The sequence below is a fragment of the Bacillus cereus genome, assembly GCF_002561295.1.
In the GTDB taxonomy this organism is placed as follows: Bacteria; Bacillota; Bacilli; order Bacillales; family Bacillaceae_G; genus Bacillus_A; species Bacillus_A cereus_S.
Window position 1 is genome coordinate 71264 of record NZ_NTUG01000003.1, and the last position, 20918, is coordinate 92181.

Here is a 20918-nt window from a genome sequence, read left to right on the forward strand (position 1 = left end):
GATCCCCTCACCCTTTTCTATAATGGAGCTTTACTTACAGTGAAGACTCGTCTTAATGTAGTTCTAGCTTTACTTCAATTTTTTTACCGACATACCATAAAATAAAAATGACACCTAGTACAATAATTGTTTTCACTGGCTTATAGATAAAAGAAGTTAAATCAGAACCGATATAACTTAAAATAAAAACCATGACTAACTTTCCAAGCGCTAGCGCTAACACAAATTGCTTTCTGCTAATGCGGGATAAGCCCGCCACAACATTAATGAGTGCAGACGGCGTAAAAGGAAAACAAAATAAGATAAAAATAGGTGCAAATCCTTTCCGTTCAATCCATCCCATCGCTTTGCGCACTTTCGGATGCTTATTCACAAACGAGAAGAATCGAGTCCTTCCGAAACGACGAATTACCGAAAATACAATTAATGCCCCAAGAACCGATCCAATCCATGAATACAAGAAACCAAACCATAACCCGAAAGCAACTGCATTCGCCATCACAAACACAATAAGTGGTAATGCTGGGATAATTGCCTCCACCATCGGCAGGCCAATACCAAGGAGCGGTCCAAATGCCCGATAACTTTCTACAAGTTGATTCATATTTTCCGCTGAAAAATATTCTTTGATTGTTTGAAAATCCATTCTACGATTTACCCCTTTGCTATATTCCTATCCCTATACTTTATCATTGCTCATTCGAAAGAGGAAATGGTAGATACGACATATGGAGATGTATTTATTAATGTTCCATACTTTTATGTAGAAATCCTTCATTATCATTGTATGATAATCTATCAATATTTGACACGTTTTTACATATTGAGAAATATAAAAAGGATGGTTATCCCATCCTCTTTACTTATAAATTACTATTCCTTTTCGTCCTCTTCTTTCACAACATACGCTTTTTCATAGGCAGGCTTTAGCGCTGATTCATCTTCTTTATCAACCTGCTTAAACTGAATTGTTCCTTGTTTATTTTTACGATCCTCATATTCTGTCCGTAGTTTTGCGGTTCGATTTTGCTGATTCTCAAAACTGTTTTTGGATATTTCTAATTTCACTGCAAGGCCATTAATGAATCGAATGATTAAATTTCCATCTGCTAGTTCTTTATTATTTGCAATATGAAAGTGCGACAACCACGCACATTCCTTTCTAGAATAAGAATACGTAGGAAAAAAATAAAGCTGATCTGTCGGGCTAATCGCAATGGGTGCTTTGTGCGTAATACGCGTCAACTCTTTTGTGCCGTCTTTTCTACCTAAAAAACTAGATCCGTGCTTGCGACAACTTTGTTCTACAATATCAAGAGGTTTTTGATACATAAAAAAAGAGTCTTCTACTTCAACTACTCGTGTTACAATACGCTTTTCACCTAAAATAACTGGAAGTAAAGCCATAGTTTTCTTGTTTACGACATAATTTTCGACATAGCGTTCTACCTGTTCACCCATTCTTCACTCTCTCCCTCATTATTTTTCTTGCAATTCATAATAGCAGCTGCATGGATAATTGTACCATTTAAAATCCAAAATAGATTATTTTTTCAAATATTTTACATTTTCTTATAAAACTTTAAAGTTTCATAATATCCCTTCATATAAATATCTATATGAAATCTACATATTCTCTTAACTTAAAAAGATGAATGCCTATAGAAAAATACAATCTTTTCTTTTTGAAACATTTGTAACATATTATTATAAGTGATAACAAAATAGCTACTACAAAACTCTGATTTATAAAGTGAAAATTGAATAGACGTAGATTTTCTTCATCCCAAACCTCACTTCTTTGCTATAATACGTATAAAGTGAAAATTTAATCAGCTCGCACCAACCGGGCTTTTACGGGCAGTTTACCTCCCACCTACTTTCTTTAGAAAAGTGGAAGCAACTCGTTCAAAATCGTAGGACGTTTAAACTGGACATTGCTTTCGCTGAATTTTGAGGTGAGAGTATTACCGCTCGCAAATAGCGGGATAAATTCGATAGACGGGGGTCCATTATGGAAGAAAAACATGATCAATCAATAATCAAAATGGAAAATAGTAGCATCGTTATCGTGAAAAATTCAGCTAGTATTATGATCGGTTTATTTTGTCTTTTACTACTATTTGCGAAGCCATTTCGTAAAACGAAATGCCCTAAGTGTAGTAAGAAGGGGAAAAAGAGCAGCTTGAAAGACCTCCAATGATTACACTTGCATTTTATCAGCGCTTTTTCAAATATATCGGCGATTCGACAAAGGATATCAACCATTCAACAAAAATCGACATAACAAAATCGTATCAGCACTTATTTTCAAACAAACAAAAAAAGGATGGCATAAGCCATCCTTTTCTCATCACGAACTATAAAATTATAGTTTGATAACGTTTTTAGCTTGAGGTCCACGGTTACCTTCTTCGATTTCGAAGCTAACTTTTTGGCCTTCTTCTAAAGATTTGAAACCTTCAGTTTCGATTGCAGAGAAGTGTACGAATACGTCGTTTTCGCCTGGAACTTCGATGAAACCGAAGCCTTTTTCGTTGTTAAACCATTTTACTTGTCCTGTTACTGCCATGATTATTTCCTCCTAAGAAAATACATATTATTTTTTTAGTCTTCATACGTAAAAAAAGAATCCACACATTATCAAATACGAAAATTAAAACAGGTCTCACATATCTTTTTCTCGTTCGTTTTCAGCACTTGATAATATATGGATTGCTTGATTTAGTTATTCAACTGAGATAATCATAGCATACTTAAAATAGAATGTACAATATTTTTTGAAAATATTCCTTCTAATTTTTGGTACCAGCGTCACTAGAACACTTTCGCCAATCAAAAATAAAAGCGGGTACCTTACATGGCACCCGCCTCATCACTTACTTCGTAAACTGTGCTTCTTCCGTAGATCCTTTTAAAGCCGTTGTAGAGGATGTTCCGCCTGTAATCACTTGCGCTACTTCATCAAAGTAACCCGTTCCAACTTCGCGTTGATGGCGCGTTGCAGAGTAGCCGTGCTCTTCTGCCGCAAATTCTGCTTGTTGCAGTTCAGAATACGCCGCCATGCCGCGCTCTTTATAACCGCGTGCAAGTTCAAACATACCGTAGTTTAATGAATGGAATCCTGCTAGTGTTACGAATTGGAACTTATATCCGTATGAAGCGATTTCTTTTTGGAATGTTGCAATTGTTTTTTCATCTAGTTTTTGTTTCCAGTTAAAGGACGGTGAACAGTTATACGCTAGTAATTTCCCTGGATATTTCGCATGAATTGCTTCTGCAAAACGCTTCGCATCTTCTAAATTCGGTTCAGATGTTTCACACCAAACAAGGTCTGCATACGGCGCATATGCTAAACCGCGCGCAATTGCTTGGTCAAGTCCTGCTTTTGTCCGGTAGAAACCTTCTGGTGTTCTCTCTCCTGTAATAAATTCTTGATCAACTGGATCAATATCGCTCGTAATTAAATCGGCTGCATCTGCATCCGTTCTCGCTACAATAATGGTCGGTGTTCCCATTACATCCGCTGCTAAGCGCGCAGAAATCAAATTACGTACCGCTGTTTGCGTTGGTAGTAACACTTTTCCACCTAAATGTCCGCATTTTTTCTCTGAAGATAACTGGTCTTCAAAGTGCACGCCTGATGCACCTGCTTCGATCATACCTTTCATTAATTCAAACACGTTTAATTGCCCGCCAAATCCTGCTTCTGCATCGGCAACAATCGGGACGAAATAATCTGTATCACCGCTTCCTTCCATATGCTGAATTTGATCCGCACGTTGCAACGTTTGATTAATACGTTTTACAACAGCTGGTACACTGTTTGCTGGATATAAACTTTGATCCGGATACATATGCCCAGATAAATTGGCATCCGCTGCCACTTGCCAGCCGCTTAAATAAATTGCTTTTAATCCTGCTTTTACTTGTTGCATCGCTTGATTTCCTGTTAATGCACCGAGCGCATTAATATAATCTTCTGTATGAAGCGATTGCCAAAGTTTTTCTGCTCCCTTACGTGCTAGCGTATGTTCAATATCAATTGACCCGCGAAGACGAATAACATCCTCAGCCGAATAAGGACGTGTTACCCCTTTCCAGCGCTTATCTAACTCCCAGCTTTCTTGTAACTTTTGTACTCTTTCGTTTGTCATCTCTTCCATCCCCTTTTCAATTTATAAAATCTCATAACCTGGTAATGTTAAAAATGTTTCAAACTCATCACTACGAATGAAATGAGTAAAGAGCTTTGTTGCTTCTATGAATCTACCATTCTCAAATTGCTCCTTGCCAATCTCTCGCTCTATTTTCGCTAACTCTTCTGCCTTAAGTGCTTCCACTAAAGCAAATGTAATGTTACGACCGTCATGTAGTTTCCCGCCTTCATGGCGAATCCATTGCCATACTTGCGCTCGTGAAATCTCTGCAGTCGCTGCATCTTCCATCAAATTGTAAATCGGTGCTGCTCCGCGGCCACTTAACCACGATGCGATATATTGAATGCCAACGCTAATATTCATGCGAAGCCCTTCTTCTGTAATCGTTCCCATAGGTACTTCTAATAAATCTTTTTCTGTTATATATATTTCTTCACGTTTTCTAAAAATTTGATTCGGTGTTTTCATAATGTGATTGAATACTTCCATAGCAACCGGTACAAGTCCCGGGTGGGCAACCCAAGTCCCATCATGCCCATCTAAAGCCTCACGTTCTTTATCCATACGCACCTTTTCAAAAGCTGCTTCATTTGCTTCCGGATTATTTTTAATCGGAATTTGCGCTGCCATTCCGCCAATTGCCGGTGCATTTCGGCGATGGCACGTTTGAATTACCTTTAAAGAATACGAGCGCATAAACGGCGTCGTCATCGTAACTTGCGCTCGATCTGGAAGCAAGAATTCGTTATGATTCCGAAAACTTTTTAAGAAACTGAAAATATAATCCCAGCGCCCGCAATTCAGTCCGGCTGAATGGTCACGAAGTTCATATAAAATTTCATCCATTTCAAAAGAAGCGTGGATCGTTTCGATTAAGACAGTTGCTTTAATCGTCCCGTTTGGAATCCCGATATACTTCTGCGCAAAAATAAAAACGTCATTCCACAATCTTGCTTCTAAATAACTCTCCATCTTCGGTAAGTAAAAATAAGGTCCGCTTCCTTTTTCTAATAATGTTTTCGCATTATGAAAAAAGTACAAACCAAAATCAACGAGACTACCTGACATCTTCTCTCCATCAACTAACATATGTTTTTCTTCTAAATGCCAACCGCGCGGACGAACAATCAGTACAGCAGTTTTATCTCCTAGGCGGTATTCCTTTCCGCTCGGGTTCTTATATGAAATCGTTCCCTTCACAGCATCTCTTAAATTAATCTGGCCATCTATCGCATTATGCCACGTCGGTGAATTAGAATCTTCAAAGTCTGCCATAAAAAGATGAGCACCTGAATTTAAAGCGTTGATCACCATCTTACGATCTACTGGACCAGTAATCTCCACCCGGCGATCTTCTAAATCTTTTGGGAGCGGGGCAATTGTCCAATCTCCGGCACGTACATGTGCTGTTTCTGATAAAAAGCTTGGAAACTCCCCTGCATCAATCCTTTTTTGCTTTTCCACACGTTTTTGCAGTAAGTCTTTACGGCGTGTATTAAAATTCTCATGCAGCTCTTTTAAAAAAGTGAGCGCTTCTGGTGTCAAAATTTCTCCATACGCCGGTAATACTTCCAGAGTGAATGTAACCCGTGAAGTTTGCGTCGACATATTAGCATCTCCTTTTAAAACTGTTTTATAACAGATTTGATTTTATGTTTTATATTATATAACAAATTTTCAGAAAAGGAAGGTATTTTTTTGAAAATTAATTCCTTTTTACAACATCCATTTATACAAAAACATTACTTTAATAGCGACCAAACGGCAGTATCATCACATTTGACACCTGTTTCAATCCCCCCATCTGTTACTCTTTGCAAATAAAAAAAACACAGTTGTTATATAACAACTGTGAAAGTTCACTTTATCCCGCATTAACGAGCAGTAAGATCCTCACCTCAAGATTCAGAGAGAACTGCTTCCGCTTTTCTAAAGAAGATAGGTCGGGGATCAACTGCTCGTAAAAGCCCGATTGGTGAAGGCTAATAATCAGTGGGGAATAAAGAATCCCCACTGATTAAAGTTTCACTTTATGTAATACTACCCTTCTGAATACGCTTTTTCTTCTTGTACAACCGTTTCTGTCTTCGGTTTCCAAAAAGTAAAGGCCATTCCAGCAAAAATAAGAATCATGCCAACAACTTGCATTGTAGTCGGACGAAATCCCGTAAATACTGTATCCAATAGAATTGCTACACCTGGGTCCAAAAACACCAATACAGAAATAAGCCGTGTTGGTAAATCTCTTAAACTATCAAAAAACAAATAATAAACAAAGCCTGTATGAATGAGCCCGGTCGCTGTAATCGCAATCCAATTACTCTCTGTTAACCCTTGAAATTCTCCAAAGTCTACAAATGGTAATAATAGAAATATCCCTAAAAAAGTTTGTAAAAACGTCATCGCATATGCACTTGTTTGTTTAATTCCTTTTCCTAACAAGGTCGTAAATGCATAGAATAACGCTGCAAGTAATGCCCAAACCATTCCAGAAGACATTAACTTCTCTAAAGAAACGTTACCATCTACTCCTGCTACTAAAATCGTACCGAGAAAACAAATAACAATCGAAATAATAGATAACATGGTTAACTTTTCTTTAAACACGATACTCCCAATGATTAATACGATAATTGGCGCCAGATGATACACAGAAATCGCAATCGTCACTGACATAACTTCGAAAGCTTTGAACAGAAAAACCCAGTTAAAAACAAGAAAAACACCACACGCTAATATTTGTAGCACTTCTTTTCTGTTCCACTTTTCTTCTTTAAACTGACCTGTCACAATCCAACATAACGTTAAAAATAGCGTGGCACAAATACAACGAACAAATACTAATTCAAACGATGGTAAATTTGTTTTCACTGAAAAAAATCCGATTGAACCAAAAATAGACATCGATATGATCATTTTTATAGCTGGTAATGATTTTGTTTGGAATAACATATTCGTAGCGCTCTTTTGAAACAATATAAACAACCCCCATTAATTTGAAGCACGCATTCACGCATTAAATTTCTTAATCTTCTAAACTTTCGACCTACACTTAAGTCTTTTCTTATGAGGTAGCACCGGCAATACGCATTCCTCTTACAATATAAAATACCATCGTGACAAACAAAACAAAAATGAAGATGAGTAAAGTCAACATAGAAGTACTCGTTTTCCTCATGTACGCCTTCATTTTCACTACCTCCCTTTTACATTTTACCATATTTTACATAACGATATTTCCCCTAAACAATCTATTTCAATTTTTCTAACATCTACATCACGGCTATGTAAACAAAAATCGATATCCTCCCTTTTGTTTTCCCATGGCACGGGACGAAAATAGGCACGGACCGCTTCTACTCATGGACGGATCCTATTGTAGCTTTAGAATAAAGCTTGGTCAAAAACATGTTGTGCATTTTAGAATTGACATGAAATTACATTAAGGTTATACTGCCAGTAACATTATACTGTCATTAACAGTATAATGTTACTAACAGTACGTTACTGTTATGATAACAAATCCATTTTTCACATTTCATGAAGGAGGTTAGATGTTTGATGAAACATACAGGGAGACATACAGGTGCATTTCTTTTGCTGTTTTTAGCAGAGGGAGATAGTTATGGAGGGAAACTTCTGCAGAGATGTGAGGAAGAGCTTCCCATCAATCCAATTGATAGTGCCATTATATATCGTACACTCAAAAAATTAGAAAACGAAGGTGCTGTTGAATCTTATTTGGACACATCTAATCAAGATAAGCCAAGAAAGATGTACAAAATTACTACAGTGGGAAAAAGACAATTAGAAGAGTTTCAAATAGATATTGAAGAAAAAATTAAAAACTTATCATTTTTCTTGGACAAATATAAAGACTGGAAAGAGTCTAATCATGATTAATGGCGCTATCCTTTACACTTTAGCCATTATTCTTATCAGCATTTCTTTTATAAAAGATCGGAATAAAACAAAAGATGCTCTATTAAAGTCATGGAAAATGTTTCGTAATCTTATACCTTCTATGCTATCAATTATGCTTTTCGTTGGACTATCACTCTCTATATTAACGCCTTCCTTCATTTCTTCCATCATTGGGCAAAAATCTGGATTCATCGGTATTATTTATTCAGCAATAATTGGCTCTGTTGCACTCATTCCAAGCTTTGTCGTGTTTCCTCTTGGAAATACATTAGTCCAAAATGGTGCGGGCCTTCCTCAAGTTGCGGCATTAATGTCTACATTAATGTCAGTAGGAATCACAACTTTACCGATGGAACAAAAGATTTTTGGGCGAAGTTTTGCTTATTCTCGTAATGCATCCGCATTGTTAATGTCTCTCATATTCTCGTATATTATTTGGGTGGTGATGGTATGAATGAATTAAAAAGATATCGTTTCTTTTTCATTTTACTATTGGGACTCATTATATTGACTTTTATAAACCAATCGTTGGGATGGAACGCATTGCAATTAACAGGAAAAAGTATTTTAGATATGCTGTTTCTACTTCCTCCTGTCTTACTATTCGTAGGATTGCTTGACCAGTGGGTGAAGAAAGAAACACTAATTAAATATATGGGAAAAAAATCTGGCATCTATGGCATCCTGTTTTCCCTATTATTAGGAGGAATTGCAGCTGGTCCCCTCTATGTTGCTTTTCCAATCGCGGCACTTTTATTAAAAAAAGGAGCGAGCATACGATACATTGTATTTTTTTTAGGAGTTTGGACAACTGCAAAATTACCGGTTATTGTATATGAATTTTCTTCATTTGGAGCTAAATTTACACTCATTCATATTTGTTTCGGTCTATTATTTTTCTATTTAATAGGTATTATTTATGAGAAGTTCTATGATACACGACAATTGTTGAAATATGATATAACTAAAGAAATATAGATCCCGAGAATGATTTTTTAAGCCTCTCAATCCTAGACACTTTTGTGTTTGATTAAAAAGACTTCATAAACTAGCATTATAAAATAAAGAAGCAGCGCACGCGCTGCTTCTCATTTCTTTTCTTTCTCATACTGCTCAAATGTATGGATTCTTTCAAAAATTGGTGGATGTGTATATAAGAAAAACTTCACTAACGCTGGTGGATTGACTTGGCTTAAACTTGTTTTCGATAAATATTGGAACGTTTTCACACCAGACTTTCCATCTTTCGTCATATCTAATGCGTATTGATCGGCAGCTCGTTCCTCTATGCGAGATACGTAGTTTGATGCCGGGCTTACCGCGAAAGACAATACGGAAGAGATTAGAAAAAACAGTGGTATAACTGAAAAACATGCTACTTTTGAAATTTGTAATGTGCTTCCCCATTTGCGTATACACATATTGATAATACGACTAATGAAATACATCCCGATAAACGTTAATACGATATAACTTGCCACACCCAAATATATATGTTTCATCACGTAATGTCCCATTTCATGAGCCATAATAAATAAAATCTCTTTATCTTTCAGTTGCTGGAGCGTTGTATTCCATAATACAATCCGAGAATTTAATCCAATGCCCGTTACATATGCATTTAACGCGTTCGTCTTTTCAGACATGTTCACTTCATATACATGATTAGCTGGAATATCCGCCCGATCAGCAAGTGCTAAAATTTTATCTTCTAATTCTTTATTTTGTAATGTAGAAAAATCATTGTATAGTGGATCAATTACAACGGGCTGTACAAACGTTAAAAAAATTGTAAATGGCACAGATAACGCCCATCCCGCTAACCACCACCGCTTCGGGAATTTATGAATCAACCATAAAAGAACAGAAACGATGAGAAACATCATAATATAATTGACCCAAAAATCGATGACATGATCTTTAATCCAGCTCGCAGTGGATTGTGTTGAAATACCATAATTAACTGATACTTGATGTCCTATCCATTGCAGCGGCAATGCAAGAACAGTTGTAAGTAACGATAAATAAAAGAGATAGATCGCAACTTGAATGACCCTTACTTTTACCGTTTCTTTTGACCACTTTTCAAAGCGCTTTGATACCCCTAAAACAAGAACAAACAATAAAATAATCCATTCCAAAGGTGTCGCTAAAAAAAAGAGTAAATTTTTCACGCGCGAGTAATCTTGACTTAATGTAAGTTCTCTTGCGCTCATAAACGTTTGTGGATCCGCACTTGTGCCTTTATACATATCTGGAATCATCTCATGATTCCATCCAAATAAATACCAATATATAAATAGCGCAAAACCAACGTACAAAAAAAGTGACCATGTAACAACCTTCTTCACGGTATCTCCTCCTCTATGCTGCCTGTCTCTTATTATTGTAAGTTCGTTCCTTCTAAAATAGAACAAGCTAATCCACCGAATTGTCATGCAATTTTCAATCCCTCCTCATAAATTTTCGGATTTTTCTTATAAAATAAATTTGGGAGGGATAGAACTTGAAAAAAATTTATATGACTTTTACATTAGGTTTAATCATTGTAATCGGAATTGGAATTTACTTTTTTACAGATTATCGTAAAGCTTCTGCTGAAATACCACGCGGAATCGTTATGGAGGATGTAAATGGTACAACGCTATCTTTTGATCAACTACCGAAGAAACTTAAGCTCGTAGAATTTATATACACAAAATGCCCTGATATTTGTCCTGCTACGACCTACAAAATGAAACATTTACGAGATGAATTAGAGAAGGAAAAACTGTTTGGAACGAAGGTTGAATTTATTACAATTACCATTGCCCCAAAGTTCGATACAAAGGAAATCTTAACTGCATATGCGGACACATTTGAAATGAAAAAAACAAAAGGATGGCACTTACTTCGCGGTGATGCAGATGAAACGAAACAACTAGCAAATACATTTAACTTTCAATACCGCGACCCTGGAAGCGGGCTTTATATTCATACTTCAAACTCCTATTTACTCGATGAAAATGATCGTTTAATTGAAGTATTTGGTATGGGAGAACGTGGCTTTAACAGCCAAAAAGTGCTTGAGAAAATTAAAGATGCATTATAAGGGGGTAAATAAATTTTTATCGGCGCAAATTCGAATATATCGACCATTCGACAAAGGATATCGACCATTCGTCAAAGGATATCGACCATTCGTCAAATAGCGACAAAAACCTCTTCTATCATGAAGAGGTTTCTTTCGAATGAAAGCTTGAATCAGCATCCCTTATTGAAACATGTAAACAAAGAAATTTAAATCCTGAAAAGAAATGGAACTATATTTCATAATTCCTTGTACAGCTAGAAGTAGTATAAGACCAAGTACACATATATAATTAATTCCATCTTCCCTTCTTTTCTCGACTACCATCCCGCCTCCAATACAGAGAAGCCCTAAAATATGCAATGCTAAATACATAAAAAAGTATGCTTCATTCCAGCGAAAACCTACATTCACTGTCGTAATCACAACTAAACTCACCATAATCAAATAAAACAGTTTATTCGCTCGCATCGTTTCATTCATAGAATCACATACATTCCTTTCTATATAAATCTTATTTGATTTTCAAACATATAAAGTGAAACTTCAATCAGTGGGCTTTTACGGGCTGTTTATCTCCCACCTAAACTTCTTTGCATTTTCTTAAGTTTTGAGGTGGGAGTATTACAGCCCGCAAATAGCGGGATAAATCACTGCTATGAGAACAAAAGGTGACCTGCACCTTTGTTTTCAAGCGGCATGTGGCTAAAATAGGCCCTGACCGCTTCTATCCATAGACAGATTCTCTCTCCCGTCTAAAAAGAAAGGGTTTATATCTCTTTTATTTTTTCTATGTTATCTAAACTACAATTCTCTCACTCTATTCGTATATACTACCGGCACTTCTTTACTCATATAACGACGATTCATATATAAAAAGATCAGTACGAAATTTAATCCCATAATAAAGATAAGCAGTCCTGTAAAAAATGGAGTGTATGTGAAATAATCCGCAAAGCTTATCATTTCTTCCTTACTGAGTATAAAAGATGTAATAAATACAACCATATTGTTTAATATATGAATACTAATAGGCATCAGTAAGCTCTGCGTCCTCATGTATACAACTGATAAGACGATGCTAAACATAGCTGCTCCGAAAAAGTCAATGTGCACACATCCAAAAAGAAGTGCTACCGTCACCATGCTTTTCCCCGTTCCCCATTTCGCTGCAAAGCGCTGAAATAGAAATCCTCTAAATACGAATTCACCAACAATTGGGGCTACGAATACGATTATGATAAATTGATATACGTATCCACCTGTACTACCTATAATCGGTTCATGTAATATAGTTATCACAAAATCTGGTGTAATCCATGCAAAGCTATACATATATAAGACAAGGTATCCGTAACTAAACAAACATAACATTCCTGTAATCATAAAAACTTGCAGAAGATTAAACGATTCTCTTCTATTCATAAACATAGTGAACGGTACACGATGGCGCTTACAGTAGTAGAATAACCAAATGCTTGGAAATATGTATAGTGTAAGTATGCTTGTAAAAGAAGAGATTGATATGTGAAATGTATTTTCTAGCACTTGTTTACTGATGCTTTCAATCAAATAAAGGAGTACAAATACAATAAAAAAATATCTGGCTCGCATTGAACAAAACGGATTCATCCCCATCTCCTCCCCTATGTTACATTTATCATATCATTCCAATCTTATTTTTAAGCTAAGAAAACCTTAAATTTTCCTTAAAAATCCCATAACTTACAAGAAAATGTTATGATATTCGAAGAAAATAGGGGGGCGATTCAAATTGTATCATGCAAACATTTTACTTATTGATGATGAAACAGCAATTTTACAACTATTAACTACCATTCTACAAAAAGAAGGATTTTCTCATATTACAACGGCAACTTCGGCTGAAGAAGCTTTACTCTTAGTAGAACAAAAACATTTTGATTTAATGATTTTAGACGTCATGCTTCCCGGACAATCTGGTTTTGATATTTGTCCCATCATCCGTCAAAAAACGGACTGTCCCATTTTCTTTCTAACAGCGAAATCATCTGATTTAGATAAAGTATCTGGTTTCTTATACGGGGCTGACGACTATATTACAAAACCATTCAACCCGCTTGAAGTTGTCGCTCGTATGAAAGCACAACTCCGAAGACATATGAAACAAACACCACAAACAATAAAAGAATATACCCTTTCATTTGGGAGGGTCCAAATAGATAAACATGCTGCTGAATTACAAGTAGATGGAGAAATTGTGGAATGTTCCGCTCAACTTTTTCAATTATTACTCTTTTTCTGCGAACATCCGAATTACGTATTTTCAAAAGAAGAAATATATGAAAAAGTATGGGGTGCTCCTGCCTATAACGGTGATGACAATACCGTCATGGTTCATATTCGAAAACTACGTGAAAAAATTGAACTTGATCCAAGTAACCCGAAGTACATCAAAACGATTCGTGGACTTGGTTATAAGTTTGTTGCAAAGTAGGTGACTGCTATGAACTTAAGTAGAAGACTTATTATCCAATTTATTATCCAACATCTTTTCGTCTTGTTTACTTTGCTCATTGCAGTAATCGTCGCTTTCGCTTACCTGGGGCATCTTTTTAGTACGACCCTTTACGACTCAAATGTTCCAGAGTTTGATAACTTTACTATTTCTCAGTATATTTCTTCAGAAAATGGACGCGTTACATTAAGTTCTGAAATAAAAGAAATAGTTGAGAAAAAAAATGATTGGCTTCAAGTTGTTGATGAAAATGGAAACGTACTCTATGACTTCAACACTCCAGAAGATGTTCCTGGTTCTTATACAAAAACATCATTAGTTGCTTACTTACAGCATCATATACAAAGTCCTTACAAATTTACTTATTGGGACATTGAAGTAAAAGAGAAACCTGCAATTGTCATTTATGGCGGTAAACTAAAAAGTAATACGATACTCCAAAACTTGAAAGAAAAACACGCTTCACCATTATCAGCTACATTCGCGCTAACAGAACAAGAAAAAAAACAACTTACAACAAATGGTGCCTTACTGCAAATATTTAATGCAAAAGGAGAAGAAATTTTTGCTTATCCGGAAACAAAACGAAAGTCCTTTTCAGCTATTCAAGCTGTCATTTCTGAAAAAGAGCCTTGGAATCATAAAGAAAATATCTCAAGTCTTTATAATCCAGAAGATCAAACCTTATTTACTATAACAGTCAAAAATGAATGTTATTACCCATCTGATATGAATGACGATGTATTAATTAAAAAAATCTTCATAGGATTTGGCGTGATTATTTTAATTGCGTTTGTCTACTTAGTTATTCTTTCTATTTGGTATGGAAGAAAATTTGGTAAACCTCTATTACATACGATGCGCTGGCTTAAAAATATAGCGGGCGGAACATACGAAGAACCTGTCAGTAAAAAAGGAAAGGCAATTCGTTTCCGGCGCTCAGGCAAAGAAAAATGGTCATTCCGTCTCTTTAAAGATGTCACAAACGCTCTAGAGCACCTCACGATTACACTCAAAAAAAATGAGTCGATCCGAAAGGTAATTGAGCAAACACGTGAAGAATGGATTACGGGCCTCACCCATGATTTAAAAACACCACTTAGTTCGATTTATGGGTACTCCCTTTTACTAGAATCGAAACAATATAACTGGACTGATAAAGACATTCAAGATTTTGGCCGTGTTATACGAGAAAAATCTCAATATATGACAACGTTAATTGATGATTTAAGCTTAACTTACCAATTAAAAAATAACGCAATTCCCTCTCAACGCGTCAAAGCTGAGATCAATCAATTTGTCCAAAAAGTCCTATTGCAATTTATTAACAACCCGACGCTTCAAAACCAAAACATTGAATTTGTTCCTAGTTCCGGGTCTATCCACTATTGCATTGAAGAGAAATGGTTCAGGCGCATCATTGAGAATTTACTAGCAAATGCCGTAAAGCATAATAATGAAACCACAAATGTGATTGTCAAACTTGGACAAGATAAACATTCTTTCACACTTTCTATTTCTGATAATGGGAAAGGAATGGATGAACAAACGAAAGAACTTTTATTCGACCGATACTATCGTGGCACAAATACAGAAGAAAATAATGCTGGAACAGGTCTTGGCTTAGCCATTACAAAACAGCTTGTTCTTGCACATAACGGTACGATTTCTATTGAAAGTGAGCTTGGAAAAGGGACGACTGTTAATATGGTGTTTCCTCTCGTTCCTAATAACAAAAGAACTTCCTAGTCTCCAAATCTAGGAAGTTCTTTTTTATTTAATATAAACATTTCCTGAAGAGCACCGACTTCCATACCACCGTTATTTTTCATAATCGCTGGATGCAACGCACGAAGCCGAGTTATCGTTTCTTTATTTGTATATTGAATTTGTTCCAAAATAGAAGCAACAATATTAGGCCATACCTCTTCCGAACCATCTAGTACCTTTAAAGCAAAGCCCAGCTTCTCTTCTCTCAAACCAAAGCAATACACACCTTTCGCTCCGCCTTTTGCTACAATATTTGAGTCTTCTAATAAAGCGGAACAAATAAAGTTTTCAGAAGCAACCATCTTATACTCTTGATTCATTACACTCGTCATTCTCTCTACCGCATTTCTTAAAGCGATATCTTCAATGAAATGCGGACATGCTAACTTTAAATATGTAATTGCCATGTTTCGTAACGGAATAGCGAATACAGGAACACCGCATCCATCTACACCAATATGTATATCAGAAAGTGGGCATTCAGATAAATACGATAAAATATCCAGTATGTTCACTTGAAGAGGATGCTCCGCTTTCCAATACCCTTCTACCGGGTATCCTAATTCACGGCATACAGTTATAAACCCCATATGCTTGCCCGCGCAGTTATGGTATAGCTTTCTTTTCTCTAGATTTTTTCTAAGCATATCTTCCTTTGGTTTCATGTTTAACGGATAAGCAGCCGGGCAAAACAATTCATTTTCATTGATTAATAACTTTGTTTTCATCGTCTCCAGCGCTTCAATATGGTAACTTTCTCCGCGATGAGAAGCTGTCAGTAACGCTGCTTCCCCTTTCGTAAGTTCATACTTTTTATCAATCCCCGCAAGAAAAGCAGGCAACGCTTGAATCGGTTTCGCCGCAGAGCGGAAATACGTTTTATGTTCCATATTCCCTACCTGATAGTTCACTTCTTTCTTCTCATCCACACCGCATATTACACCTACATGAATATTTTCTAGTAAATCCGCTCTTGTTTCTTCTATTAAAATTTCGTAATTCATTTCCCCCACTCCTCTCTCATGCGATTTTTACAACGTTATTTTCATCGTAACAACGAAGAATAAATATTGTCAATATTACAAAAATAAAACAAAATCCATACAAAAAAAGTTTCCTATAACCTAGGAAACTTTCTCTCTTCTTTCTTATTGCTGTTTCTTCTGAACTGGCAACCAAATCTCTACTTGCGCAAACTCGCTCTTATCCGCATGACAGCGTTCATCGTATAATTCAAACTCTGTCACTCCCGCATGCTCATACCCTGAATGCGGGAACCATTCTGTGAAAATCGCATTCCACGTTTGCTGAATAGAAGACACCATATCTTCATGCGGCACTTTTGGCGTTGTAAATACAGCATACGTTGCTTCTGGGAACGTGCGATGTGCTAGTTCAGTTGGTACGCCGTCAAAACTTGTTACTTCCATTCCAATCACATATGTGAACTCCCCTGTTTCTAACTGAAAATCTGTGCACATCCCAAGTTCTACATATTGGTCTGTATGTTTACGATTTGGAATGCGATCTGCTAGATTATTCTGCAAATAACGATCCCAAAATACCGGAATATCTGTAAGGTTTTTCCCTTCTTTACTCGTTGTTTTCATCTCATATCCCGCTACATAAAATGCTGGTTTTGTTTCAATACGAAATTCCATTTGTATTCCCCCTAAATATGGATTCAATTTTCTCTGTTTCACATTTACTTTGTAATACATTGGTGTCTGAATCTCTTGCTTTCGATAGTTACTTGGCGTCATCTGAAATAGTTTTTTAAAGGCACGGGTAAATGTTTCATGAGATTGAAATCCATGTTCAAACGCAATATCAATAATTTTTTCTTCCGTATGAGAAAGCTGATAAGCTGCCCGGGCTAGCCTCCTCTTCCGAACATACTCCATAACAGTGTCGCCTACTAACTCTTGGAATACGCGATGAAAATGATATTCCGAGAATCCTGCAATACGAGCCAAATCACTTAATGTTTGTTTCTCCATTACATCTTCTTCAATGTAATCAATTGTTCTTTGAATTTGTGTTTCATAGCTTTCCATCTCTGTTCACCCGCCTTATATGTATTATGATAGAAGAAAAAACAATTGTTTTCTTGACGTTTTTTGCTTTTATCCCGCATTAACGGGCAGTAAGACCACCATTCAGCAAAAGCAAAGAAGCTAAAGGGAATCAACTGCCCGTAAAAGCCCGATTCGTGAAGGCTAATAATCAGTGGGGGATAAAACTCCCTACTGATTAAAGTTTCACTTTATTTTATAAAACTTTGTAACTTTTTTACATATATTTCGTTGTTATAAGTGAAGGGAGGGAGATAAGTGAAAAACAAGCACACACTTGAAGACATTTATAAACAACATATGCATGACCTTTTTCGCTATCTTCTCTCCCTAACAGGAAACTTCCACTCAGCAGAAGACTTAATGCAAGAAACCTTTTACCGGACGCTCGTCCACATTGACTATTACAAAGGTGAAGAAATTAGGCCTTGGTTATTTACAATCGCCTATCATGCTTTCATTGATTGGAAGCGAAAAGAAACAAAACAGAAGACAACGATGCTAGAAGATTTTCATTTACCCGATGTTCCAAGTACAGAACAAGCCTATTTTACAAAGTATGAAATTGCAGAGTGGTTACAACGCCTCTCATCTCTTCCTATTGCTAGGCGAAACGTTCTTTTACTACGAGATTACTATGGATTCTCTTATAAAGAAATTACAGAGATGACAGGGCTTACATTAGCAAAAGTGAAAATCGAACTACACCGAGGCCGAAAAGAAACAAGACCGACAAAGGAGTGATATACATGACTTGTATGAAGTGCAAAGAGCTTTGGGAGAAATATGAGCACGGTACGATTACAACTGAAGAACAAGAAGAATTAGAAAACCATATTGAAACTTGTACAATATGTGAAGCATATTTAGATGAATTACTTGCGAAAACAGAAAAAACAAAGAAAAAACTTCCGCCAATCTCGAATGTTCAAGTTCCATTTTGGAAGATTAAATGGAAGCATCGTTTGCAAACTTTATCTTTTCTACTTGCAGTTTGTATGGCTATATACATGGTTGGTGGCATCTTATCCACTATTTATTTTCAAGTGAACGATGAACAAAATCTAAAAGAAGTTACGGACGTGCCAGCACTGGCATTGCAGGCAACTATTCCAAATAGCCATATTGCTGGTAGCGGGACAAATGTAGAGGCTTTCTTTCGTATGCATAGTGATATTCACTTAGCAAAAACAGTTGGGAAGAAGGAATTCAAATTAGGTACTCTACAAGTTGATAGTTTTTTCTCATCTGTACGTATAGAAAAACAGTGGGCTGAAGCAGCATATGAACAAAACCTTTTCTTTGCTCATCCGAAACTAAAACAAACTGACCATTTCAAGGAAACTTCCCCAAAGGTATGGGAAGCATTGCAAAAAGTACACGAGGGAACCGTAGCCGAACTCGCGATTTCTTTTGATAAAGCTTACACATTACAAGAATTAGAACCCATTCTGTATAGTGTATTTGAAGCGCAAGAGATGCCGCCAACCCCTGTATGGTATGCTTTAGATACAGGGGTGGAAGGAGTAAATGAAGATGATTTTCCTTTATCAAATTTCGGATTTCCTGATTTTATTGGTCGACTTGATGTGGAAGAAAAAAAGCTAAAAACAAAAGAAGATGAAGTCTTAGAAATGATGCGCATTCTATCTAATCATGAAGAGACTGTTGAGAAAGTTACTTGGCTTAGTAAACAAGAATTAAATATGAAAAAGCGCTATGAATATGTGAAAAAAAATGGTGTAAAAGTATATGGCATTGTCATTACTGGCCCATCAAAAGAATTATTAAAATTACAAAATTCACCCCATGTACGCTATGCTACTCTTGGAGATATTGAACCTTGGAATTGGTTTGATCGTCCTATAAGTGGATATCGTCACTAACAAAAAACAACCATTCAAAATCGAATGGTTGTTTTTCTTACACTACTCAAAAGTAACATCAATCTGAATTACCTCCGACCGACTCCCTAGTCTAAGCGGTGGTCCCCAAAAGCCGAATCCAGAAGATACAATCGCATGGAATGTTTCCTTTTGCAAGTATCCCCAGTCTAGTTCATACATTCTTCTCGTAATCAAATGATTCGGTGCCATTTGCCCGCGATGTGTATGACCTGACAATAGTAAATCAACGCCAGATTCCGCTGCTTGTTTTAGTTCAAACGGCTGATGATCCATCGCAATAACAGGAAGCTCTTTATCTACTGTACTCATAAGTTCTTCAAAGCTTTTCCGATCTCGCTCTGTTTTATCTCTTCTTCCAACGAGATAAAAACTATCTTCCACTTTAATTACTTCATCTAACATGATATGAACATCTATCTTATCCATCTCCTGCAGAAATTCCGGAATGGCTCTCCCGTAATACTCATGGTTTCCGAGCACACCGTATGTACCTAGTGGCGCCTGCATCTGTTTCATCACTTGCCCCATGTTTTTCTTAATAAATTCTCCAGGATGATCATCAATAATATCTCCTGGCAACAAAATAATATCTGGCTTCATTTCATTTACATGGTGCACTAATCTTTTTAAATGAGAAGTGCCTGATAGTTTACCAAAATGCATATCAGAAGCCATCGCAATGCGAAGCGTTTTACGACCTTTCGCTTCTTTTGGTAAGTGAATTTCATATTTTCGAACAACTGGACTATACGCATTAAATGTTCCATAACCGAATACGAAAAGAAATACACCAATGGTCACAATTCCTGTCCACATAATCACCGTATCTATTGGTGCGAATAGTTGTAAAATAAATACCGCTATATCAGCGAGTGGTACCAATATAAGAGCATATTGTATAACCGCAAACCAATAGGAACCGATCGTCCGTAAGAAAGGAAGAAATTTGAACACTTGAACAATTAAATATGCATATGAAAACAATCCAACTAGGGCAGCGTAATACCCCCAAGCTTCCCAGCCAAAAGTCACTTGAAGCCAAACCCATCCGTTCCATCCGATGTAAAACATCAGTAATGTATATAGAATAAAAATAGTAACTATATTGAAATATCGACTAATCTTCACCGTATGCCTCCTTTTCTATTTCTTCTATTATAACCTGTAATCTTTTTATACCGTAAATCATATGCACTTCCAAAGATTACACAAATTAAAAAACACTAGATGATTTGTCTAGTGTTTCTTTATTTACCTATATTTAAGAATGTAATTGTACTTTTTCTTGTTTTTGGGTACTGCCGCATGCCTATCAAGCTTAGAATTTGAAATGTCCCCAAAACGAAAATTATATATCTCTACAGTTATTTATGATAATTTAGCTCGTTTTAACCTGTTGTTTTAGCTGAATAAACTCTTATAAATACAATACCATATAAAGTAAATTTATCGCATTTAATTTAGGACTCTTTTTGGTTTTAGGGTAATTTTGAATTTTTAAGTTGATGACGATGA

At 36.3% G+C, this 20918-nt stretch carries 22 protein-coding genes; 9 read left to right on the plus strand and 13 right to left on the minus strand.

Annotated elements, in window-relative coordinates; genetic code table 11:
* Positions 1-52: 52 nt before the first annotated feature.
* Both CN373_RS02340 and CN373_RS02345 read right to left on the minus strand, forming a co-directional pair.
* Complete coding sequence (locus tag CN373_RS02340; protein WP_000347511.1) at positions 53-646, minus strand: TVP38/TMEM64 family protein; 594 nt, start codon at positions 644-646, stop codon at positions 53-55.
* 227 nt (positions 647-873) lie between these two features.
* Entirely contained in the window at positions 874-1461 is a 588-nt protein-coding gene (locus CN373_RS02345) for a competence protein ComK (protein WP_000504478.1), read from the minus strand.
* Between the two features lie 553 nt (positions 1462-2014).
* Here CN373_RS02345 and CN373_RS02350 point away from each other — a divergent pair.
* Entirely contained in the window at positions 2015-2203 is a 189-nt protein-coding gene (locus CN373_RS02350) for a hypothetical protein (protein ID WP_000391468.1), read from the plus strand.
* A gap of 165 nt (positions 2204-2368) precedes the next feature.
* Here CN373_RS02350 and cspA read toward each other — a convergent pair whose 3' ends face one another.
* From cspA to CN373_RS25990, 5 genes are all read right to left on the minus strand, one after another.
* A complete protein-coding gene (gene cspA / locus CN373_RS02360) occupies positions 2369-2572 on the minus strand; it encodes an RNA chaperone/antiterminator CspA (protein WP_000301522.1) in 204 nt (67 codons plus the stop codon).
* Positions 2573-2879: 307 nt separating this feature from the next.
* Entirely contained in the window at positions 2880-4157 is a 1278-nt protein-coding gene (gene aceA, locus CN373_RS02365; protein ID WP_000180689.1) for an isocitrate lyase, read from the minus strand.
* Positions 4158-4178: 21 nt separating this feature from the next.
* The gene (gene aceB / locus CN373_RS02370) at positions 4179-5768 is read right to left on the minus strand and encodes a malate synthase A (protein ID WP_000107296.1); all 1590 of its coding nucleotides are present in this window, start codon (positions 5766-5768) and stop codon (positions 4179-4181) included.
* A 432-nt stretch (positions 5769-6200) separates the two neighbouring features.
* Positions 6201-7112, minus strand: coding sequence for a DMT family transporter (locus CN373_RS02375; RefSeq protein WP_002055976.1), 912 nt, complete (start codon positions 7110-7112; stop codon positions 6201-6203).
* A gap of 112 nt (positions 7113-7224) precedes the next feature.
* Positions 7225-7350, minus strand: coding sequence for a hypothetical protein (locus CN373_RS25990; RefSeq protein ID WP_269719399.1), 126 nt, complete (start codon positions 7348-7350; stop codon positions 7225-7227).
* A 371-nt stretch (positions 7351-7721) separates the two neighbouring features.
* Between CN373_RS25990 and CN373_RS02380 the strand changes: the two genes are divergently transcribed.
* The 3 genes from CN373_RS02380 to CN373_RS02390 are packed head-to-tail and all read left to right on the plus strand — an operon-like array spanning position 7722 to position 9062.
* Complete coding sequence (locus CN373_RS02380; protein WP_002055979.1) at positions 7722-8063, plus strand: PadR family transcriptional regulator; 342 nt, start codon at positions 7722-7724, stop codon at positions 8061-8063.
* Positions 8056-8538, plus strand: coding sequence for a hypothetical protein (locus CN373_RS02385; RefSeq protein WP_000606927.1), 483 nt, complete (start codon positions 8056-8058; stop codon positions 8536-8538). Before CN373_RS02380 ends, CN373_RS02385 begins: the two co-directional genes overlap by 8 nt.
* Positions 8535-9062: a permease gene (locus CN373_RS02390; RefSeq protein ID WP_111901851.1), complete on the plus strand. Its 528-nt coding sequence runs from the start codon at positions 8535-8537 to the stop codon at positions 9060-9062. Before CN373_RS02385 ends, CN373_RS02390 begins: the two co-directional genes overlap by 4 nt.
* Positions 9063-9172: 110 nt before the next feature.
* Here the strand turns inward: CN373_RS02390 and CN373_RS02395 are convergent, their stop codons facing one another.
* Positions 9173-10435, minus strand: a complete 1263-nt coding sequence (locus tag CN373_RS02395; protein ID WP_098358750.1) for a M48 family metallopeptidase — start codon at positions 10433-10435, stop codon at positions 9173-9175.
* 155 nt (positions 10436-10590) lie between these two features.
* Between CN373_RS02395 and CN373_RS02400 the strand changes: the two genes are divergently transcribed.
* Positions 10591-11175, plus strand: a complete 585-nt coding sequence (locus tag CN373_RS02400) for an SCO family protein (RefSeq protein ID WP_098358751.1) — start codon at positions 10591-10593, stop codon at positions 11173-11175.
* A gap of 162 nt (positions 11176-11337) precedes the next feature.
* On the opposite strand, the gene CN373_RS02405 is transcribed toward CN373_RS02400, so the two are convergent.
* Together CN373_RS02405 and CN373_RS02410 are read right to left on the minus strand one after the other, a co-directional pair.
* Entirely contained in the window at positions 11338-11637 is a 300-nt protein-coding gene (locus CN373_RS02405; protein WP_001006352.1) for a hypothetical protein, read from the minus strand.
* 321 nt (positions 11638-11958) lie between these two features.
* Positions 11959-12786, minus strand: a complete 828-nt coding sequence (locus CN373_RS02410) for a CPBP family intramembrane glutamic endopeptidase (RefSeq protein ID WP_001067766.1) — start codon at positions 12784-12786, stop codon at positions 11959-11961.
* Positions 12787-12928: 142 nt separating this feature from the next.
* On the opposite strand from CN373_RS02410, the gene CN373_RS02415 reads away from it, so the two are divergent.
* Together CN373_RS02415 and CN373_RS02420 are read left to right on the plus strand one after the other, a co-directional pair.
* Entirely contained in the window at positions 12929-13630 is a 702-nt protein-coding gene (locus tag CN373_RS02415; RefSeq protein ID WP_098358752.1) for a response regulator transcription factor, read from the plus strand.
* A 9-nt stretch (positions 13631-13639) separates the two neighbouring features.
* Entirely contained in the window at positions 13640-15400 is a 1761-nt protein-coding gene (locus tag CN373_RS02420) for a sensor histidine kinase (protein ID WP_001054384.1), read from the plus strand.
* Here CN373_RS02420 and CN373_RS02425 read toward each other — a convergent pair.
* Together CN373_RS02425 and CN373_RS02430 are read right to left on the minus strand one after the other, a co-directional pair.
* Positions 15397-16425: an asparaginase gene (locus CN373_RS02425; protein ID WP_098358753.1), complete on the minus strand. Its 1029-nt coding sequence runs from the start codon at positions 16423-16425 to the stop codon at positions 15397-15399. The genes CN373_RS02420 and CN373_RS02425 overlap by 4 nt on opposite strands.
* Positions 16426-16569: 144 nt before the next feature.
* Entirely contained in the window at positions 16570-17478 is a 909-nt protein-coding gene (locus CN373_RS02430; protein ID WP_098358754.1) for an AraC family transcriptional regulator, read from the minus strand.
* Between the two features lie 276 nt (positions 17479-17754).
* Here CN373_RS02430 and CN373_RS02435 point away from each other — a divergent pair, with 276 nt between their 5' ends.
* Together CN373_RS02435 and CN373_RS02440 are read left to right on the plus strand one after the other, a co-directional pair.
* Positions 17755-18240 (plus strand): RNA polymerase sigma factor, encoded by a 486-nt coding sequence (locus tag CN373_RS02435; RefSeq protein ID WP_000790877.1) that lies wholly within the window; start codon positions 17755-17757, stop codon positions 18238-18240.
* Between the two features lie 5 nt (positions 18241-18245).
* Positions 18246-19382, plus strand: a complete 1137-nt coding sequence (locus tag CN373_RS02440; RefSeq protein ID WP_000128315.1) for an anti-sigma factor — start codon at positions 18246-18248, stop codon at positions 19380-19382.
* A gap of 42 nt (positions 19383-19424) precedes the next feature.
* Here the strand turns inward: CN373_RS02440 and CN373_RS02445 are convergent, their stop codons facing one another.
* The gene (locus tag CN373_RS02445) at positions 19425-20531 is read right to left on the minus strand and encodes a metallophosphoesterase (protein WP_098358755.1); all 1107 of its coding nucleotides are present in this window, start codon (positions 20529-20531) and stop codon (positions 19425-19427) included.
* Between the last annotated feature and the right edge of the window lie 387 nt (positions 20532-20918).

What these genes read in the sequence shown, in the direction of transcription:
- CN373_RS02340 (WP_000347511.1), bottom strand. Translation starts at nt 646, where the DNA reads ATGGATTTTCAAACAATCAAAGAATATTTTTCAGCGGAAAATATGAAT.
- CN373_RS02345 (WP_000504478.1), bottom strand. Translation starts at nt 1,461, where the DNA reads ATGGGTGAACAGGTAGAACGCTATGTCGAAAATTATGTCGTAAACAAG.
- CN373_RS02350 (WP_000391468.1), top strand. Translation starts at nt 2,015, where the DNA reads ATGGAAGAAAAACATGATCAATCAATAATCAAAATGGAAAATAGTAGC.
- cspA (WP_000301522.1), bottom strand. Translation starts at nt 2,572, where the DNA reads ATGGCAGTAACAGGACAAGTAAAATGGTTTAACAACGAAAAAGGCTTC.
- aceA (WP_000180689.1), bottom strand. Translation starts at nt 4,157, where the DNA reads ATGACAAACGAAAGAGTACAAAAGTTACAAGAAAGCTGGGAGTTAGAT.
- aceB (WP_000107296.1), bottom strand. Translation starts at nt 5,768, where the DNA reads ATGTCGACGCAAACTTCACGGGTTACATTCACTCTGGAAGTATTACCG.
- CN373_RS02375 (WP_002055976.1), bottom strand. Translation starts at nt 7,112, where the DNA reads ATGTTATTCCAAACAAAATCATTACCAGCTATAAAAATGATCATATCG.
- CN373_RS25990 (WP_269719399.1), bottom strand. Translation starts at nt 7,350, where the DNA reads ATGAAGGCGTACATGAGGAAAACGAGTACTTCTATGTTGACTTTACTC.
- CN373_RS02380 (WP_002055979.1), top strand. Translation starts at nt 7,722, where the DNA reads ATGAAACATACAGGGAGACATACAGGTGCATTTCTTTTGCTGTTTTTA.
- CN373_RS02385 (WP_000606927.1), top strand. Translation starts at nt 8,056, where the DNA reads ATGATTAATGGCGCTATCCTTTACACTTTAGCCATTATTCTTATCAGC.
- CN373_RS02390 (WP_111901851.1), top strand. Translation starts at nt 8,535, where the DNA reads ATGAATGAATTAAAAAGATATCGTTTCTTTTTCATTTTACTATTGGGA.
- CN373_RS02405 (WP_001006352.1), bottom strand. Translation starts at nt 11,637, where the DNA reads ATGAATGAAACGATGCGAGCGAATAAACTGTTTTATTTGATTATGGTG.
- CN373_RS02410 (WP_001067766.1), bottom strand. Translation starts at nt 12,786, where the DNA reads ATGAATCCGTTTTGTTCAATGCGAGCCAGATATTTTTTTATTGTATTT.
- CN373_RS02420 (WP_001054384.1), top strand. Translation starts at nt 13,640, where the DNA reads ATGAACTTAAGTAGAAGACTTATTATCCAATTTATTATCCAACATCTT.
- CN373_RS02425 (WP_098358753.1), bottom strand. Translation starts at nt 16,425, where the DNA reads ATGAATTACGAAATTTTAATAGAAGAAACAAGAGCGGATTTACTAGAA.
- CN373_RS02430 (WP_098358754.1), bottom strand. Translation starts at nt 17,478, where the DNA reads ATGGAAAGCTATGAAACACAAATTCAAAGAACAATTGATTACATTGAA.
- CN373_RS02440 (WP_000128315.1), top strand. Translation starts at nt 18,246, where the DNA reads ATGACTTGTATGAAGTGCAAAGAGCTTTGGGAGAAATATGAGCACGGT.